The sequence below is a fragment of the Pseudomonas sp. IT-P176 genome, assembly GCF_949767245.1.
Lineage (GTDB): Bacteria > Pseudomonadota > Gammaproteobacteria > Pseudomonadales > Pseudomonadaceae > Aquipseudomonas.
Window position 1 is genome coordinate 158,296 of the sequence record NZ_CATKPN010000057.1, and the last position, 17,887, is coordinate 176,182.

General features: G+C 61.6%; 14 protein-coding genes. 9 read left to right on the top strand and 5 right to left on the bottom strand.

The window, feature by feature from the left end; translation table 11 throughout:
• Positions 1 to 17 precede the first annotated feature (17 nt).
• Both putA and ACM6IP_RS17145 read left to right on the top strand, forming a co-directional pair.
• Positions 18 to 3,971: a trifunctional transcriptional regulator/proline dehydrogenase/L-glutamate gamma-semialdehyde dehydrogenase gene (gene putA / locus ACM6IP_RS17140; RefSeq protein WP_414861932.1), complete on the top strand. Its 3,954-nt coding sequence runs from the start codon at positions 18 to 20 to the stop codon at positions 3,969 to 3,971.
• Between the two features lie 260 nt (positions 3,972 to 4,231).
• Entirely contained in the window at positions 4,232 to 6,034 is a 1,803-nt protein-coding gene (locus tag ACM6IP_RS17145) for an acyl-CoA dehydrogenase (RefSeq protein ID WP_414861933.1), read from the top strand.
• Positions 6,035 to 6,175: 141 nt separating this feature from the next.
• Here ACM6IP_RS17145 and ACM6IP_RS17150 read toward each other — a convergent pair whose 3' ends face one another.
• Positions 6,176 to 6,478: a cell division protein ZapA gene (locus ACM6IP_RS17150; protein ID WP_095167163.1), complete on the bottom strand. Its 303-nt coding sequence runs from the start codon at positions 6,476 to 6,478 to the stop codon at positions 6,176 to 6,178.
• On the bottom strand, positions 6,475 to 6,705 hold the full coding sequence (locus ACM6IP_RS17155) for a hypothetical protein (RefSeq protein ID WP_095167165.1): 231 nt from the start codon (positions 6,703 to 6,705) through the stop codon (positions 6,475 to 6,477). Before ACM6IP_RS17155 ends, ACM6IP_RS17150 begins: the two co-directional genes overlap by 4 nt.
• Before the next feature lie 317 nt (positions 6,706 to 7,022).
• Here ACM6IP_RS17155 and ACM6IP_RS17160 point away from each other — a divergent pair, with 317 nt between their 5' ends.
• From ACM6IP_RS17160 to selO, 3 genes are read left to right on the top strand one after another with little or no spacing between them, the layout of a single operon-like run.
• A complete protein-coding gene (locus ACM6IP_RS17160; RefSeq protein WP_095167167.1) occupies positions 7,023 to 8,765 on the top strand; it encodes a potassium/proton antiporter in 1,743 nt (580 codons plus the stop codon).
• Between the two features lie 34 nt (positions 8,766 to 8,799).
• The gene (mscK, locus tag ACM6IP_RS17165; RefSeq protein WP_414861934.1) at positions 8,800 to 12,150 is read left to right on the top strand and encodes a mechanosensitive channel MscK; all 3,351 of its coding nucleotides are present in this window, start codon (positions 8,800 to 8,802) and stop codon (positions 12,148 to 12,150) included.
• A gap of 48 nt (positions 12,151 to 12,198) precedes the next feature.
• On the top strand, positions 12,199 to 13,662 hold the full coding sequence (gene selO / locus ACM6IP_RS17170; RefSeq protein WP_414861935.1) for a protein adenylyltransferase SelO: 1,464 nt from the start codon (positions 12,199 to 12,201) through the stop codon (positions 13,660 to 13,662).
• Positions 13,663 to 13,668: 6 nt separating this feature from the next.
• Here the strand turns inward: selO and ACM6IP_RS17175 are convergent, their stop codons facing one another.
• Positions 13,669 to 14,070 (bottom strand): helix-turn-helix domain-containing protein, encoded by a 402-nt coding sequence (locus ACM6IP_RS17175; RefSeq protein WP_414861936.1) that lies wholly within the window; start codon positions 14,068 to 14,070, stop codon positions 13,669 to 13,671.
• Positions 14,067 to 14,363, bottom strand: a complete 297-nt coding sequence (locus tag ACM6IP_RS17180; protein ID WP_414861937.1) for a type II toxin-antitoxin system HigB family toxin — start codon at positions 14,361 to 14,363, stop codon at positions 14,067 to 14,069. Before ACM6IP_RS17180 ends, ACM6IP_RS17175 begins: the two co-directional genes overlap by 4 nt.
• Before the next feature lie 194 nt (positions 14,364 to 14,557).
• Between ACM6IP_RS17180 and trxC the strand changes: the two genes are divergently transcribed.
• Positions 14,558 to 14,992 (top strand): thioredoxin TrxC, encoded by a 435-nt coding sequence (trxC, locus tag ACM6IP_RS17185; RefSeq protein ID WP_401128977.1) that lies wholly within the window; start codon positions 14,558 to 14,560, stop codon positions 14,990 to 14,992.
• A 14-nt stretch (positions 14,993 to 15,006) separates the two neighbouring features.
• Here the strand turns inward: trxC and ACM6IP_RS17190 are convergent, their stop codons facing one another.
• On the bottom strand, positions 15,007 to 15,777 hold the full coding sequence (locus ACM6IP_RS17190; protein WP_159993322.1) for a ParA family protein: 771 nt from the start codon (positions 15,775 to 15,777) through the stop codon (positions 15,007 to 15,009).
• A 355-nt stretch (positions 15,778 to 16,132) separates the two neighbouring features.
• Between ACM6IP_RS17190 and ACM6IP_RS17195 the strand changes: the two genes are divergently transcribed.
• Genes ACM6IP_RS17195 through ACM6IP_RS17205 form a run of 3 tightly spaced genes read left to right on the top strand, consistent with a single transcriptional unit; the run spans position 16,133 to position 17,878 of the window.
• Positions 16,133 to 16,852, top strand: a complete 720-nt coding sequence (locus ACM6IP_RS17195; RefSeq protein WP_095167179.1) for a beta-ketoacyl synthase chain length factor — start codon at positions 16,133 to 16,135, stop codon at positions 16,850 to 16,852.
• A complete protein-coding gene (locus tag ACM6IP_RS17200; RefSeq protein WP_414861938.1) occupies positions 16,828 to 17,637 on the top strand; it encodes a lysophospholipid acyltransferase family protein in 810 nt (269 codons plus the stop codon). The genes ACM6IP_RS17195 and ACM6IP_RS17200 overlap by 25 nt, the downstream gene beginning before the upstream one ends.
• Positions 17,618 to 17,878: a phosphopantetheine-binding protein gene (locus ACM6IP_RS17205; RefSeq protein ID WP_095167183.1), complete on the top strand. Its 261-nt coding sequence runs from the start codon at positions 17,618 to 17,620 to the stop codon at positions 17,876 to 17,878. Before ACM6IP_RS17200 ends, ACM6IP_RS17205 begins: the two co-directional genes overlap by 20 nt.
• Positions 17,879 to 17,887: the final 9 nt, after the last annotated feature.

Here is a 17,887-nt window from a genome sequence, read left to right on the forward strand (position 1 = left end):
AACATGAGGATAAAAATATGGCTACCACCACCCTTGGGGTCAAACTCGACGACCCGACCCGCGAGCGCCTCAAAGCCGCCGCGACCTCGATTGATCGCACGCCGCACTGGCTGATCAAGCAGGCGATTTTCAATTACCTGGAAAAACTCGAGGGTGGTGCAACCCTGACCGAGCTCAACGGTTTGACCCGTGCCGAGGCCGATGACAGCGCTGACGTGCACGTCGACCACGCGCACCAGTGCTTCCTTGAGTTCGCGGAAAGCATCCTGCCGCAATCGGTCCTGCGCGCCTCGATCACCGCCGCCTACCGTCGCCCTGAGCCGGAAGTGGTGCCAATGCTGCTCGAACAGGCCCGCCTGCCTGCAGCGATGGCCGATGCCACCAACAAGCTGGCCGCCTCGATTGCGGAAAAACTGCGTAACCAGAAGAGCGCCGGCGGCCGTGCAGGCATCGTCCAGGGTCTGCTGCAGGAATTCTCCCTGTCGTCCCAGGAAGGCGTGGCCCTGATGTGCCTGGCCGAAGCGCTGCTGCGGATTCCCGACAAAGGTACCCGCGACGCCCTGATCCGCGACAAGATCAGCACCGGCAACTGGCAACCGCACCTGGGCAACAGCCCGTCGCTGTTCGTCAATGCTGCGACCTGGGGCCTGCTGCTGACCGGCAAACTGGTCTCCACCCATAACGAATCCGGCCTGACTTCGTCCCTGAGCCGCATCATCGGCAAAAGCGGCGAACCGATGATCCGCAAGGGCGTCGACATGGCCATGCGCCTGATGGGCGAGCAGTTCGTGACCGGCGAAACCATCGCCGAAGCCCTGGCCAACGCCAGCAAGTTCGAAGCCAAGGGCTTCCGCTACTCCTACGACATGCTCGGCGAAGCAGCGCTGACCGAACATGACGCGCAGAAATACCTGGCGTCCTACGAGCAAGCCATCCACTCGATCGGCAAGGCGTCCCACGGTCGCGGCATTTACGAAGGCCCGGGCATCTCCATCAAGCTGTCGGCCCTGCACCCACGCTACAGCCGCGCCCAGTACGAGCGCGTGATGGACGAGCTGTACCCGCGCCTGCTGTCGCTGACCTTGCTGGCCAAGCAATACGACATCGGCCTGAACATCGACGCCGAAGAAGCCGACCGCCTGGAGCTGTCGCTGGATCTGCTCGAGCGCCTGTGCTTCGAACCACAACTGACTGGCTGGAACGGCATCGGTTTTGTGATCCAGGCCTACCAGAAGCGCTGCCCATACGTGATCGACTATGTGATCGACCTGGCTCGCCGCAGCCGTCATCGCCTGATGATCCGCCTGGTAAAAGGTGCGTACTGGGACAGCGAAATCAAGCGTGCCCAGGTCGAAGGCCTGGAAGGCTATCCGGTCTACACCCGCAAGGTGTACACCGACGTTTCCTATATCGCTTGCGCGCGAAAACTGCTGTCGGTACCAGAAGTCATCTACCCGCAGTTCGCGACCCACAACGCCCACACGCTGTCGGCCATCTACCATATCGCCGGTCAGAACTACTACCCGGGCCAATACGAGTTCCAGTGCCTGCACGGCATGGGTGAACCCCTGTACGAACAAGTCGTGGGCAAGGTTTCCGAAGGCAAGCTGAACCGTCCGTGCCGCGTGTACGCACCGGTCGGCACCCATGAAACCCTGCTGGCGTACCTGGTACGTCGCCTGCTGGAAAACGGCGCGAACACTTCGTTCGTCAACCGGATCGCCGACCAGTCAATCTCCATCCAGGAACTGGTGGCCGATCCAGTGAACCAGATCGAGCAGATGGCGACGCTGGAAGGCGGCTTCGGCTTGCCGCACCCGCGTATCCCGCTGCCGCGTGATCTGTATGGCAGCGAGCGCGCCAACTCCAGCGGCATCGACATGGCCAACGAACATCGCCTGGCTTCGCTGTCCTGCGCCCTGTTGTCGAGCGCCCATAACAACTGGAAAGCCGCGCCGATGCTCGGTTGTGCCTCCAGCAGCGAAACCCCGGCACCGGTCCTCAACCCGTCGGATCATCGCGACGTGGTCGGCCATGTCCAGGAAGCCACCGTCGAAGACGTCGACAATGCGATCCAGTGCGCCCTCAACGCCGCACCGATCTGGCAGGCCACCCCGCCCGCCGAGCGCGCGGCGATCCTGGAACGTGCCGCCGACCTGATGGAAGGCGAGATCCAGCCGCTGATGGGCCTGCTGGCCCGCGAAGCCGGCAAGACCTTCGCCAACGCCATCGCCGAAGTGCGCGAAGCCGTGGACTTCCTGCGTTACTACGCGGTGCAGGCACGCAACGATTTCAGCAACGACGCCCACCGCCCACTGGGTCCGGTGGTGTGCATCAGCCCGTGGAACTTCCCATTGGCAATCTTCAGTGGTCAAGTGGCCGCTGCATTGGCCGCCGGCAACCCGGTACTGGCCAAGCCTGCGGAACAGACCCCGCTGATCGCCGCTCAAGCCGTGCGCCTGCTGCTCGAAGCCGGTATCCCTGAAGGCGTCCTGCAACTGCTGCCAGGCCGTGGTGAAACCGTCGGTGCCGGCCTGGTCGGCGACGATCGCGTCAAAGGCGTGATGTTCACCGGTTCCACCGAAGTCGCGCGCCTGCTGCAACGCAACATCGCCGGGCGCCTGGACTCCCAGGGCCGCCCGATTCCACTGATCGCCGAAACCGGCGGCCAGAACGCCATGATCGTCGACTCCTCGGCCCTCACCGAACAGGTGGTGATCGATGTGGTTTCCTCGGCCTTCGACAGCGCCGGCCAGCGCTGCTCGGCACTGCGCGTGCTGTGCCTGCAGGAAGATTCGGCAGACCGCGTGATCGAAATGCTCAAGGGCGCCATGGCTGAATGCCGCCTGGGCAATCCGGAGCGCCTGTCCGTGGACATCGGCCCGGTGATCGACGCCGAAGCCAAGGCTGGCATCGAGAAGCACATCCAGGGCATGCGCGACAAAGGTCGCAGCGTGTACCAGGTGGCAATCGCCGATGGCGAGGAAGTCAAACGCGGCACCTTCATCATGCCGACCCTGATCGAGCTGGAAAGCTTCGACGAGCTGCAACGCGAGATTTTCGGCCCGGTACTGCACGTGGTGCGCTACAAGCGCAAAGACATCGACCTGCTGATCGAGCAGATCAACGCTTCCGGCTACGGCCTGACCCTGGGCGTGCACACTCGCATCGACGAGACCATCGCCAAGGTGATCGACAACGTCAATGCCGGTAACGTCTACGTCAACCGCAACATCGTGGGTGCCGTGGTCGGCGTGCAACCGTTCGGCGGCGAAGGCCTGTCGGGCACTGGCCCGAAAGCCGGTGGCCCGCTGTACCTGTACCGCCTGCTGTCGACTCGCCCAAGCGACGCGATCGAGCAATCCTTCGCCCGTGCCGATGCCGAGACAGCGCCGGATGTGCGTCTGCGTGATGCCATGCGCAAGCCACTGACCGCCCTGCAAGCCTGGGCCGACAGCCACAAGCTCAACGACCTCAGCGCCCTGTGCGTGAAGTTCGCCGAGCAATCGCAAAGCGGTATCACCCGCGTCCTGGCCGGCCCGACCGGCGAGCGCAACAGCTATGCGATCCTGCCGCGCGAACACGTACTGTGCCTGGCGGACAGCGAAAGCGACCTGCTGACGCAACTGGCTGCGGTCCTGGCCGTGGGCGGCTCGGCAGTGATGCCGGAGAACGAGCTGAGCAAGGCACTGCTGGCCCGCCTGCCAAAAGAAGTACAGGCGCGCATCCAGCGGGTTGCAGACTGGACCAAGGACGAAGTCGTCATTGATGCCGTGCTGCATCACGGTCACTCCGACCAGTTGCGTGCGGTCTGCCAGCAAGTGGCAACCCGTGCCGGCGCCATCGTCGGGGTCCACGGCCAGGCGCCGGGGGAAACCGGCATTGCGCTGGAACGCCTGGTGATCGAGCGCGCGCTGAGCGTCAACACCGCAGCGGCCGGCGGTAACGCCAGCTTGATGACTATTGGCTAAAACCGATAAGCCGGGCACCTGCAACAGATGCCCGGTCAAGCAACAATCCCTGTGGGAGCTGGCTTGCCAGCGATAGCGATGTGTCAGTCACCATTAGTGTTGACTGATCTGCCGCCATCGCTGGCAAGCCAGCTCCCACAGTGGTTTGTGGTGAGTATGTTAAGTCACCGCTCTTGCCCACCATCACGCTCATCAATCTTGCTGTTCACCCCGCCCTCCCCACCTCTAGACTCGGCCCATTCCAAAACAGGTAGGCCGCCATGTCCGAGACGCTGCTCAGTTCCCGCAATCTGGCTTTCGAGCTGTACGAAGTCCTCGATGCCGAGGGTTTGACTCAGCGCGAGCGTTTCGCCGAGCACAACCGCGAGACCTTTGACGCGGCCATTGGCACCGCCCGCAGCATCGCCGAGAAGTACTTTGCGCCCCATAACCGCAAGGGCGACGAGAACGAGCCGCGCTATGAAGACGGCAAGGCGATCCTGATCCCGGAAGTCAAACCTGCCGTGGATGCCTTCCTCGAGGCCGGTTTTCTCAACGCCGCCCGCAGTTTCGAAGCCGGTGGCATGCAGTTGCCGACCCTGCTGTCGCAAGCCTGTTTCGCCCACTTTCAAGCAGCCAACGCGGCAACCACTTCCTACCCGTTCCTGACCATGGGCGCGGCCAACCTGATCGAGAGCTTTGGCACCGACGAGCAGAAACAACGTTTCCTGCAGCCAATGATCGACGGTCGGTTTTTCGGCACCATGGCCCTCACCGAACCCCACGCCGGCTCGTCGCTGTCGGACATCCGCACCCGCGCCGAACCGGCGTCTGACGGTACTTATCGTCTCAAGGGCAACAAGATCTTTATTTCCGGCGGCGATCATCCGCTCTCGGAAAACATCGTGCATATGGTGCTGGCCAAGCTGCCGGACGCACCGGCCGGCGTGAAAGGGATTTCGCTGTTCATCGTCCCCAAGTTCCTGGCCAACGATGACGGCAGCCTCGGTAAGCGCAACGACGTGCTGCTGGCCGGCCTGTTCCACAAGATGGGCTGGCGCGGCACCACTTCGACTGCGTTGAACTTCGGCGATAACGGGGAGTGTGTCGGCTATCTGGTAGGCAAGCCGCACCAAGGCCTGAGCTGCATGTTCCAGATGATGAACGAGGCGCGGATCGGCGTCGGCATGGGCGCGGTGATGCTGGGGTATGCCGGCTACCTGTATTCCCTGGAATACGCCCGCGAACGCCCGCAAGGTCGCCTGCCGGACAGCAAGGACCCAAATACCGCCCCGGTCTCGATCGTCCAGCACGCCGACGTCAAGCGCATGCTGCTGACCCAGAAAGCCTACGTCGAAGGCGCATTCGACCTCGGCCTCTACGCAGCGCGATTGTTCGATGACACCACGACGCTTGAGACCGAAGCCGAGCGCAAAAAGGCGCACGAACTGCTGGACCTGCTGACGCCCATCGTCAAATCCTGGCCATCGGAGTTCTGCCTCAAGGCCAACGAACTGGCAATCCAGATCCTCGGCGGCCACGGCTATACCCGCGAGTACCCGGTGGAGCAGTACTACCGCGACAACCGCCTGAACCCGATCCACGAGGGCACCCACGGCATTCAGTCGCTGGACCTGCTGGGGCGCAAGCTCGCGCAGAACGGCGGCGCGGGGCTCAAGCAACTGATCCGCCTGATCGCCGACACCGCCGAACGTGCCCAGGCATATGAATCGCTGACGCCATTACGTGAGCCGCTAGAAAAGCTGGTGGCGCGCCTGCAAACCGTGACCATCGGCCTGCTGACCGACCTGGCTCAGGGCAAGGTCAACAGCAGCCTGGCCAACTCGGCGCTGTACCTGAAGGTATTTGGTCACACGGTGATCGGCTGGCGCTGGCTGGAACAGGCGATCCGCGCCGAAGAAGGGTTGGCCAAGGGCAATGCCGCGGATGTGAGCTTCTATAAAGGCAAGCTGCAAGCGGCGCGCTACTTCCTGACCTGGGAAGTGCCGGGTTGCCACCATGAGCTGGCGATTCTTGAAGCGCGCGATGACGTGTGCCTGGGCATGCAGGATGAGTGGTTTTGATCACTGCCTTGCGGTGCTGAAATCCAATCATCGGATCGCCGCCCGGAACAAGCTCGCTCCCACAAGGATCTGTGTTGTTCACAGATAAGTGGGAGCGGGGCTTGCCCGCGATAGCGTCAGTTGGGCCGACGCTATTTTCAGTCAGACCTGACTGATGGTCTTGGCAATCACTTCGACCGTGGCGCTGACTTGCTCTTGGTAACGGTCGAGTTCCTGTTGGTGACGTTTCTGCATTTCCAACTGCTTTGAACACAGGTTCATCGCCGTCAGCACCAGCAGTTTGTCCCCGATCAGGGTCGGGTATTTCTTCTTGGTCTCAGCCAGCACCGCCTTGAGCATGAGCGCGGCGTCGAGCAGCATCTGCTCTTCCCCGGCCGGCGCCTTGATCGAATAGTCTTCTCCAAGAATGGAAACGACTTTTACCCCATCGGCACCGTGATTCATGCGTTCACAGGACCTGCGCTCACACGCTCAACCAGGGCTTGAATACGGGCTACGGTGGCACCCTGCTTTTCTTCCTGTTCCATCAGGCTCAATTGCAGGCTTTCGTTTTCGTCCTTGGCCTGGGCCAGCTCGGCGCTCAGGGTCTGGTTAGTGCCGAGCAGTTCCTGGTTCTGTTGCACCAGCTCGCTGACCAGTTGTTCCAATTGGCTTAGGGTTGCTTCCAACATTTTGATATTCCGGGCATTTTCAAAGGGCGCGTACGATAAAGAAAAGTCACCACAGGCGCCAGGGTTATTGCGGCGCAGAGCCTTGATTTTCCTGGCGGCGATCTTTCCTGCGAATGTTAAAGACTGCGATTGGCCCATCTGGTTCCTGCAACTCGTCAGGGGCAAGCAATTGTTACCCGCGCCCCCTTGATTACACGGGGGTGAAACAGGCCACTTAAAAGCTTTTTGACAGCATCACATTTCAACAGGTTAGAATCGCTGGCACGCAGACTGCATGGTCAGTTTGCGCCCGCCTTTCAGCTTCCGGAGTACTGCCTTTGAATGCGACGACCATCAACAGCCTGTTCTTGATCGGCGCGTTGCTGGTAGGTGCGAGCATTCTAGTAAGTTCACTTTCCTCCCGTCTGGGCATCCCGATTCTGGTGATCATCCTGGCCGTGGGCATGGCCGCCGGCGTCGACGGTGGCGGCATCATTTTCGATAACTACCCCACCGCGTACCTGGTCGGCAACCTGGCCCTGGCCGTGATCCTGCTCGATGGCGGCTTGCGCACCAGGGTTTCGAGCTTTCGCGTGGCGTTATGGCCGGCGTTGTCGCTGGCCACCGTCGGGGTGCTGATCACCACCGGGCTGACCGGCATGGCCGCGGCCTGGCTGTTCGACCTGAACCTGATCCAGGGCCTGTTGATCGGCGCCATCGTCGGCTCCACCGATGCCGCGGCGGTGTTCTCCCTGCTCGGCGGCAAGGGCCTCAACGAACGTGTGACGGCCACCCTGGAAATCGAGTCCGGCAGCAACGACCCGATGGCGGTGTTCCTCACCGTGACCCTGATCGACATGCTTGCCAGCGGCCAGACCGGCCTGCACTGGAGCCTGCTGACTCACCTGCTGCGCGAGTTCGGCATCGGCGGCCTGATTGGCCTGGGCGGTGGCTGGCTGATGCTGCAGATGGTCAACCGGATCAACCTCGCCACCGGCCTGTACCCGATCCTGGTGATCGCCGGTGGCCTGGTGGTCTTTGCCCTGACCAACGCCCTGCACGGCAGTGGTTTCCTCGCGGTGTACCTGTGTGGCCTGGTGATCGGCAACCGCCCGGTGCGCAGCCGCCACGGCATTTTGCACATGCTCGACGGCATGGCATGGCTGGCGCAAATCGGCATGTTCCTGGTGTTGGGCCTGCTGGTCACGCCCCACGACCTGCTGCCGATCGCCCTGCCGGCCCTTGGCCTGGCCCTGTGGATGATCCTGTTTGCCCGGCCGCTGTCGGTGATGGTCGGCCTGCTGCCGTTCAAGGCTTTCCATGGCCGGGAAAAGGTGTTCATTTCCTGGGTCGGCCTGCGCGGCGCGGTACCGATCATTCTCGCGGTGTTCCCGCTGATGGCCGGGCTGCCCAACGCCCAGCTGTACTTCAACCTGGCGTTTTTCATCGTGCTGGTGTCGCTGCTGGTCCAGGGCACGAGCCTGCCGTGGGTGGCCAAGCTGCTGAAGGTGACGGTGCCGCCGGAGCCCGCGCCGATCTCCCGCGCAGCCCTGGAAGTGCACGTGACCAGCGAGTGGGAACTGTTCGTTTACCGTCTCGGCGCGGAAAAGTGGTGCATCGGCGCAGCCCTGCGCGAGCTGAAAATGCCCGAAGGCACCCGCATTGCTGCCCTGTTTCGCGGCCAGCAACTGCTCCATCCGTCGGGTAGTACGGTGCTCGAAGTCGATGATTTGCTCTGCGTGATCGGCCATGAACACAACCTCCCGGCCCTCGGAAAGCTGTTCAGCCAGGCCCCGCAACGGGGCCTCGACCTGCGTTTTTTCGGCGACTTCGTTCTCGAAGGCGACGCCCAGCTGGGCGCGGTTTCCGCGCTGTACGGGCTGCAACTCGAAGGGGTCGATCCGGACATGCCGCTGGGCCGCTTCATTACCCAGAAAGTCGGCGGCGCTCCGGTGGTGGGTGACCAGGTGGAATGGAACAACACCATCTGGACGGTTGCGGTCATGGACGGGAACAAGATTGCCAAAGTGGGCGTCAGATTCCCCGAAGGAAGTCGCCCGGGCCCCGGCTTGTTCCTCTAAACTCCTTTTTCCGCCACGTTTTCGATCGGTCTCTATGCCAACCCTGCGCACATTTTTAGCTGTAGCCCTGTTGGGGCTGAGTCTTTCCGTCGGCACCCTGCAGGCGGCCGAACCACCTTCCGCTGACACCGTGCAGAAGAGCCTGGACAAGATCGCCGAACGCAAACTGCTCGAGGCCGATCAAAAAGCCCTGCAAGCGGTACTGCAACAGACCCTGACCCAGCTGTCGAACAAGGCCGATTACGACAAGCGCCTCAACGACCTCAAGCAACAGCTGAGCACCGCGCCCAAGCAGAACATCGAGAACCAGCGCGAACTGGACCGTCTCGAGGCGACCAAGGTGATCCCGGTTGCCCAGCGCTACGCCAGCCTGAGCGTGCCGCAGCTCGAACAGATGCTCACCGAGCGCAGTACCCAGCAAAGCGACCTGCAAAAGGCCCTGGCCGATGCCAATAGCCTGATCATCACGGCCCAGACCCGCCCCGAGCGCGCCCAGGCTGAAATCAGCAGCAGCCAGACCCGCATCCTGCAGATCAACAACATCCTCAAGACCGGCAAGGACAACGGCAAGACTCTCTCCAACGAGCAACGCGACCTGCTCAACGCCGAGCTCGCCGCCCTGAATGCGCTGATCCCGTTGCGCCGCCAGGAACTGGCCGGCAACAGCCAGCTACAGGACCTGGGCAACAGCCAGCACGACCTGCTGACCGAACGCACTGTGCGTATGGAGCGGGAGATCCAGGACCTGCAGACCCTGATCAACCAGAAACGCCTGGCACAGTCCCAGGAGACGGTTACCCAGCAGTCGATCGAAGCCCAGAAAGCCGGCGGCAGCAGCCTGCTCGCCACCGAAAGCGCGGCCAACCTGAAGCTCTCCGACTACCTGCTCAAAAGCACCGACCGCCTCAACGAACTGACCCAGCAGAACCTGCAAACCAAGCAGCAGCTCGACACCGTGACCCAGAGCGACGCGGCGCTGGATGAACAGATCAGCGTCCTCAAGGGCAGCCTGCTGCTGTCGAAGATCCTCTACAAGCAAAAGCAGGCCTTGCCCCGCTTGCGCCTGGACCGCGACCTGGCCGACCAGATTGCCGACATCCGCCTGTACCAATTCGAAGTCAATCAGCAACGCGAGCTGATCAGCAATCCCACAGCCTATGTGGATAACTTGCTGGCAGCCCAACCGCCGGACCAGGTTACCCCGCAACTGCGCAAGAACCTGCTGGAGCTGGCACTGACCCGGGTCGACCTGCTGGAGCGCCTGAACCGTGAGCTGAGCGCCCTGCTCAACGAATCCATCACCCTGCAGTTGAACCAGAAGCAACTGCTGACCACCGCCCAGAACCTGCGCTCGACCCTCGACGAACAGATGTTCTGGATCCCCAGCAACAAGCCGCTGGACCTGGAATGGCTGCGGGCCGTGCCGACGCGCCTGGAAAAGCAGATCAACACCCTGCCCTGGACCTCGACCCTGACCGAGCTGAGTGACGGCCTGATCCAGCGACCGCTGCTGTTCACCCCGCTGGCGCTGCTGATCGGCTTTCTACTGTGGCGCCGCAAGTACCTGTATGGCCGCCTGAACAAGGTCCACCAGGATATCGGGCACTTCAAGCGCGACAGTCAATGGCACACGCCCCAGGCAATTCTGATCAATGTGCTGCTGGCGATGCCGGTTTCCCTGGCACTGGCGCTGTGTGGCTACGCCTTGCAGATCGACGCCCGCGGGCAAAACACCAACCTCGGTGCGGCCCTGCTGCAAGTGTCCCAGGCCTGGCTGGTGTTCTACACCGCCTACCGGATCCTGGCTCCCGGCGGCGTGGCGCAGTTGCACTTTCGCTGGGAAAAACCCCAGGTCGAGTTCCTTCGCGGCTGGATCCGGCGCCTGGGCGTGGTGGTGATCGCGCTGGTCGCCGTGGTAGCGGTGGCCGAGTTGCAACCGGCGGCACTGGCCGATGATGTGCTGGGCATCGGCGTGGTGCTGACCTGCTACGCCCTGATGGCCTGGCTGCTCAGTCGCCTGTTGCTCCACAGCCCGACCCACAACAACGCCTCGCTGTTTCGCAAGGCGGTCGGGGTGATGTTCACCGCGCTGCCCGTGGCGCTGTTCATTGCCGTGTGCTTTGGCTACTTCTACACCGCCCTGAAGCTCAGCGACCGGTTGATCAACACCCTGTACCTGTTGATGTTCTGGCTGGTGATCGAGGCCACCTTCGTGCGTGGCCTGTCCGTGGCGGCTCGGCGCCTGGCCTACCAGCGGGCGCTGACCAAGCGCCTGGCGGCCAAGGAAGCCGGTGATGGCGAAGTGGTGGTCGAAGAGCCGACGCTGGACATCGAGAAGGTCAACGAGCAATCCCTGCGCCTGATCCGCCTGGCCCTGCTGGGTGGCTTCATTGCCGCCCTGTACTGGGTCTGGGCCGACCTGATCACGGTGTTCTCGTACCTGGACAACATCACCCTCTACGAATACACCAGCGGCACCGGCGCCAACATGAGCATGGTGCCGATCAGCATCGGCGACATGCTCGGCGCCCTGATCATCATCGGCATCACCATGGCCCTGGCGCGCAACCTACCCGGCCTGCTGGAAGTGCTGGTGCTGTCCAAGCTTGACCTGGCCCAGGGCAGCGCCTACGCCACCACCACCTTGCTGACCTACGTGATCGCCGGCATCGGTTTCGTGACCACCCTGTCGACCCTCGGGGTCAGTTGGGACAAGCTGCAATGGCTGGTGGCGGCGCTCTCGGTCGGCCTGGGTTTCGGCATGCAGGAAATCTTCGCCAACTTCATCTCCGGGATCATGATTTTGTTCGAGCGTCCGGTACGCATCGGCGACACCATCACCATTGGCAACCTGTCGGGCACGGTGAGCAAAATCCGCATCCGCGCAACCACCATCACCGACTTCGACCGCAAGGACATCATCGTCCCGAACAAGACGTTCATCACCGGGCAACTGATCAACTGGTCGCTGACCGATACCATCACCCGTGTGACGCTCAAGCTTGGCGTGGACTATGGCTCGGACCTGGACCTGGTCAAGGAGCTGCTGCTCAAGGCCGCCCGCGACAACCCGCGGGTGCTCAAGGAGCCGGAGCCCCACGTGTACTTCCTGAACTTCGGCGAAAGCACCCTGGATCACGAACTGCGCGTGCACGTGCGTGACCTGGGTGACCGCAACCCGGTCCTCGACGAGATCAACCGGTTCATCAACCGCGAGTTCAAGAAGCAGCACATCAACATCTCGTTCCGGCAGATGGAGGTGTACCTGAAGAACCTCCACGGCCAGGAATACAAGATGGTGCCGATCGAACCGGAAGCGAAAACCATCGTTGCGGCAAAGGACCTCTCTGGCGAGCAACAACCACCCGCGCCGAAACTCGACTAACCGGGCAATCCCCAGCAGAATGCTCGGACATTCTGCTGGAGATGGCCGTTGAAAGCCCTCGACGAACTGACCTTCGACAACCGCTTCGCTCGCCTTGGCGACGCGTTCTCAACCCATGTCCTGCCCGAGCCCATCAGCGAGCCGCGCCTGGTCGTGGCCAGCCCCGCCGCCATGGCCCTGTTGGACCTCGACCCGGCGGTGGCCGAGACCCCGGTGTTCGCCGAGCTGTTCGGCGGTCACAAACTGTGGGCAGAAGCCGAACCCCGGGCAATGGTCTACTCCGGGCATCAGTTCGGTTCCTACAACCCGCAACTGGGCGATGGCCGCGGGCTATTGCTGGGCGAGGTCTACAACCAGGCCGGCGAGCATTGGGACCTGCACCTCAAGGGGGCCGGGCAGACGCCCTACTCACGCATGGGCGATGGCCGCGCCGTGCTGCGTTCCTCGATCCGCGAGTTCCTCGCCTCGGAAGCGCTGCACGCGCTGGGCATCCCAAGCAGCCGCGCGCTGTGTGTGATCGGCTCCAGCACACCGGTGTGGCGCGAGAAACAGGAACGGGCGGCGATGGTCCTGCGCCTGGCGCCGAGCCACGTGCGTTTCGGCCACTTTGAATACTTCTACTACACCAAACGTCCCGAGCAACAGAAGGCCCTCGGCGAACACGTCCTGGCGCAACACTTCCCCGAGTGCCTGGAACAGCCGGAACCTTACCTGGCGATGTTCCGCGAAATCGTCGAGCGCAACGCCGAGCTGATTGCCAAGTGGCAGGCCTATGGGTTCTGCCATGGGGTGATGAACACCGACAACATGTCGATCCTGGGCATCACCTTCGACTTCGGGCCATTCGCCTTTCTCGACGATTTCGATGCCCACTTCATCTGCAACCACTCCGATGACCAGGGCCGCTACTCGTTCAGCAATCAGGTACCGATCGGCCAGTGGAACCTCAGCGCCCTGGCGCAGGCCCTGACGCCATTCATCAGTGTCGAAGCCCTGCGCGAGGCCCTGAGCCTGTACTTGCCGCTGTTCCAGGCCCATTACCTGGACCTGATGCGCCGACGCCTGGGCCTGACCACCGGCGAAGAAAGTGACCAGGCCCTGGTCGAGCAGCTACTGCAGTTAATGCAAAACAGTGCCGTCGACTACAGCCTGTTTTTCCGCCGCCTCGGCGATCAGGCACCCGAGCAGGCCCTAGCCCGCTTGCGCGATGACTTTGTCGACATCCAGGGTTTTGATGCGTGGGGCGAGCGTTACAGCGCCCGGGTGGCCCGTGAAGGGGTGGTTGACCAGGAACAGCGCCGCACACGAATGCACGCGGTCAACCCGCTGTACATCCTGCGCAACTATCTGGCGCAAAAAGCCATCGATGCGGCAGAGAGCGGCGACTACTCGCAGGTCCGCCGACTGCATGCGGTGCTGAGCAATCCGTTCGAGGAACAAGCGGGGATGGAAAGCTACGCAGAGCGGCCGCCGGAATGGGGCAAGCATCTGGAGATCAGTTGTTCGTCGTGAGGTGAGTCAGATAAAGACTTCAACCGACACGCTAAAGCGCTCGGCCAACCAGCGGACTTGGCGCAGGTTGAGCTGGCGCTTGCCACTCAGGATTTCGGACACGACCGACTGAGGGCCGACGCCAGGCAGGTCGCTCTGGCTGAGGCCGTGTTCACGCATCAAGTAGCCAAGAATCTCGACCCCGCTAGGCTTGGGCATCGGGTGATGCTTATGGTCCCACTCCTCAATCCAGTCACCAATGATATCCACCAGGCTCATCAGCGGGTGGAACTCATCATCGCCCGTCATCTCGAGCAACTCGTCCAGCGCATGCGCCAGCAGGTCATAGTCATCTTCACTTTTCGGTTTTCGAAGCAGCGGTGAGACAAACTCCCAATGCTCGGCAGCTTTTTTGATCAGTACACTCATGCTTTTTCCTCCTTCCACTTGCCGCGGTCATATTCGCGATGATCCAGCACATGCTTGATATAAAGCTTTTGCGATCGATATCTGACAAAAGCTATCAACCGCAGCTTGTTGCCACCGATATCGAAAACATGAAGCTCACCTACCTTGTCGACAGCAGGGAATGTGGCTCTCATCGCCGCAAAATCCGACGGTTTGCTTCCTTTGGCTAATTGATACCAATGGTCCAGCGCATTGGCTGCCATTGGCCATCTGACCTTGGCTTCACGTACTCTTTTTTCGGTGAGAACAAGCATGCAACATCCTTATCGCATTTTGCTATGGGGAGTTAATCACAGATAAAATATATCGCAAGTTGCGATAATCCGAAGTAGACCAGCGGTCTGGCTCGGTACGACTCAGCCTAGTTTTAACGCTGATCACTGCGCGATTGAAAACATGAGCAAACGTCTCCAACTAGGTGATATCAGCTTCCCATTGGATATCACTCATGACCGACCCACTCCTCATCCCCTGCCCCCACTGCAACGGCCTCAACCGCATTCCCGCCGAGCGCCTCAACGACCATCCGAAATGCGGGCGCTGCAAGGCCGAAGTCCTGCTGAACAAGCCGTTTGAATTGAAGCAAGGCGACTACGCCAGCCAGATCAAGGGCGATCTGCCGCTGCTGGTGGATGTGTGGGCGGACTGGTGCGGGCCATGCAAATCGTTTGCACCGGTGTTCGAGCAGGCGGCCGGGCAACTGGCGGGCAAATGCCGCCTGGCCAAGCTGGACAGCGAGGCCAATCAGCAATTGTCGGCTCAGTTGGCGATTCGCTCGATTCCCAGCCTGATCCTGTTCAAGAACGGCCGGGAAGTGGCGCGCCAGAGCGGGGCCATGGCATTACCGCAATTGCTTGGCTGGCTACGCGCACAGGGCATCTGATGCGCGCGTGAAGGTCAGGAGTGTTCCAACAGATTGTGCAGGTCGACGAACTGTTGGGTCAGTTTATGCCGCGGGTCGAGGTGGATCAGCGGCATGTTGGCCTGGTGCGACTCACGCATGCGCACCGAACTGCCCAGGTACACCGGCAACACGGGCAGGCCTTCGGCAATCAACTCATCGAGCATCTGCTGTGGCAGGCTGGCCCGCGCCTGGAATTGGTTGACCACGATGCCTTCGACCTCCAGGCCTTCGTTGTGGTCTTCCTTCAATTCTTCGATCTCCGCCAGCAGGCCGTACAGCGCCTGACGGGAAAAACTGTCGCAATCAAAGGGAATCAACACTCGATCGGCGGCGATCAACGCTGAAACCGCATAAAAGTTCAGGGCTGGCGGGGTGTCGAGGTAGATCCTGTCGTAGTCTTCGGCCAGTTCGTCGAGCAATTTGCGCAGCTTGTTGATCTTGTGCTTCGCCTCAAGCTTGGGCTGCAGGTCGGCCAGTTCAGCCGTGGCGGTGATCACGTGCAGGTTGTCGAACGGGGTTTCATAGATATCCACCCGGTTCTTCTTCGAGAACGGCCCGGACGACAGGGTCTGCTTGAAGAAGTCGGCAATCCCCATCGGAATGTCATTGCCGGTCAGCCCGGTGAGGTATTGAGTGGAATTGGCCTGGGCATCGAGATCCACCAGCAGGGTGCGATAGCCCTCGCTGGCGCTGACCGCCGCCAGATTGCAGGCAATACTGGATTTGCCCACGCCACCTTTCTGATTGAACACCACGCGCCGCATTGCAAAACCTCCGTGTATCAAAGAATGACCGAGTGTAGTAGGCCTCGATGCCGCTTAGCTACCTTGGCGGCAAACAGACTACAGAGTCAGCTGCAATCTCTTCGAGTTAACCAGCGCGATCTTCCAATGACTGAAGAAGTGGCTGGCAGATTTTCCCGGCGAAACCCGCAGAATTACCCCGCCGCCGATTACTTGAGAACGCCCATCATCTACTGAACAAAATGTAACCAGCATTTGCTACAAGCCAACAGCACCGGGATAATGCGCGACACTCGGCCTCTGTGCCACGCCAGGTCTGTCGCCGATCGAAACGACTTACCGCGTCAAGGAAGCCCGCAGGGGCGGGAAGAATTCAGTGATCACATTCAGCATCGCCCAATGGCGCGCCTGGGCCCCTGGGCTCGTAAGCGTGGACGACTGGCAAGCCTGGAGCCGCCAACCGGTGGTACTCCCGGCCAGCGATGAGGCTCCCGACGTATCCTTTCTTCCAGCCATGCAGCGCCGCCGCCTGAGCCGCCTGGCCCGCATGGCCTTCAGCGTCGGCTGGCCGCTGGCCGAAGGTCGCGAGCACCTGCCATTGGTGTTCGTGTCCCGTCATGGTGAAACCCCGCGCACCTTCGAGATCCTCAGCGACCTGGCGACCGAGCAGCCGCTGTCGCCTACCCAGTTCAGCCTGTCAGTGCACAATGCGATCATCGGACTGTGGTCGATCATGCGCGGGGAAACCAGCGAAATGACCGCCCTGGCCGCCGCCGGTGACGGCCTCGAACATGGCGTGCTGGAAGCCGCAGCCCTGCTCGACGAAGGTGCACCGGCAGTGCTGCTGGTGGTGACCGAAGATCAGCCCCCCCAGGCCTACTCGCCATGGATCGACGACGTGCCGTTTCCCTACGCCGTCGGCTTGCTGCTGACCCCCGGTAAAGACTGGCAACTGTCCCTGAACAGCGCAGCGGATCCGTTGTCCAAAGCCCACTGGCCCCACGCGCTGAATCTGTTACCTGTGCTCCTCGGCCAGGAGACTTCTTGCCAACATGCCTGGAAAAATCGTGTATGGACCTGGCAACGCAATCCGTGACCAAAAAAAACCGCGACGCCTACTACTGGCGCCTGCTGGCGACGGCTGCCAGCTTTGCCCTGTTCGGGTTGGGCGGGCTGTGCCTGCGGCTGGTGGTTTTTCCGGTACTCGGTTGCTTGCCCGGGGATGCCCCGACCCACAGGCGGCGGGCACGCGCGACAGTCAGCCGGCTGTTCTGGCTGTTTGTGCGGTTCATGGCCCGTACCGGCGTGCTGACCTACGACATCCAGGGCGCAGAACGCCTCGGTCGTCCGGGACAGATGATCATGGCCAATCACCCGTCGCTGATCGACGTAGTGTTTCTGATCGGCCTGGTGCGCCACGCCAATTGCGTGGTCAAGCAAAGCCTTTGGGAGAACCCCTTTACCCGCAGTCCGCTACGCTGCACTGAATACATCAGCAACGACGGCAGCATGGACATGCTCGATGCCGCCGCCGACGCGCTCAGGAGCGGGCAAACCCTGATTATCTTCCCGGAAGGCACACGCACCCAGCCCGGCCAGCCACCGGCCTTCCATCGTGGAGGGGCGGCCATTGCCCTGCGGGGTGCGAGCATCCTCACCCCGGTGATAATCAAGGTCAGCCCGACCACCCTGACCAAAGCCGAACCCTGGTACCGGATCCCCAAGCGCCGCGTGCACTTCAGTTTCCGCGTAGGGGCCGATATAGACCCACAAGCCTTCGCCGCGATGGGGCCTGCGCCGCAGGCCTCGCGCAAGCTCAACGACTACTTGCATCATTACTATATTAAGGAGCTCGCCGAAGATGAGCGAACTGCACCGTGAGATAAAACTGCTGATCATCGATTCCCTGGGCCTGGAGGATATCGGTGTCGATGACATTGGCGATGAGCAGACGCTCTTCGGCGAAGGCCTGGGCCTGGACTCCGTGGATGCCCTGGAGCTGGGCCTGGCGATCCAGAAAAAGTACGGCATCAAGATCGATGCCGACGCCAAGGACACCCGCAACCACTTCATCAATGTGGCGAGCCTTGCGGCGTTCGTCACGGCAAAACAGGCAGCTTGAGACCGGACC

Coding starts and splice junctions, on each gene's coding strand:
- putA (WP_414861932.1), top strand. CDS start 18: ATGGCTACCACCACCCTTGGGGTCAAACTCGACGACCCGACCCGCGAG.
- mscK (WP_414861934.1), top strand. CDS start 8,800: ATGCCAACCCTGCGCACATTTTTAGCTGTAGCCCTGTTGGGGCTGAGT.
- ACM6IP_RS17180 (WP_414861937.1), bottom strand. CDS start 14,363: ATGCTTGTTCTCACCGAAAAAAGAGTACGTGAAGCCAAGGTCAGATGG.
- ACM6IP_RS17155 (WP_095167165.1), bottom strand. CDS start 6,705: ATGTTGGAAGCAACCCTAAGCCAATTGGAACAACTGGTCAGCGAGCTG.
- ACM6IP_RS17200 (WP_414861938.1), top strand. CDS start 16,828: ATGGACCTGGCAACGCAATCCGTGACCAAAAAAAACCGCGACGCCTAC.
- ACM6IP_RS17150 (WP_095167163.1), bottom strand. CDS start 6,478: ATGAATCACGGTGCCGATGGGGTAAAAGTCGTTTCCATTCTTGGAGAA.
- ACM6IP_RS17190 (WP_159993322.1), bottom strand. CDS start 15,777: ATGCGGCGCGTGGTGTTCAATCAGAAAGGTGGCGTGGGCAAATCCAGT.
- ACM6IP_RS17205 (WP_095167183.1), top strand. CDS start 17,618: ATGAGCGAACTGCACCGTGAGATAAAACTGCTGATCATCGATTCCCTG.
- trxC (WP_401128977.1), top strand. CDS start 14,558: ATGACCGACCCACTCCTCATCCCCTGCCCCCACTGCAACGGCCTCAAC.
- ACM6IP_RS17145 (WP_414861933.1), top strand. CDS start 4,232: ATGTCCGAGACGCTGCTCAGTTCCCGCAATCTGGCTTTCGAGCTGTAC.
- ACM6IP_RS17175 (WP_414861936.1), bottom strand. CDS start 14,070: ATGAGTGTACTGATCAAAAAAGCTGCCGAGCATTGGGAGTTTGTCTCA.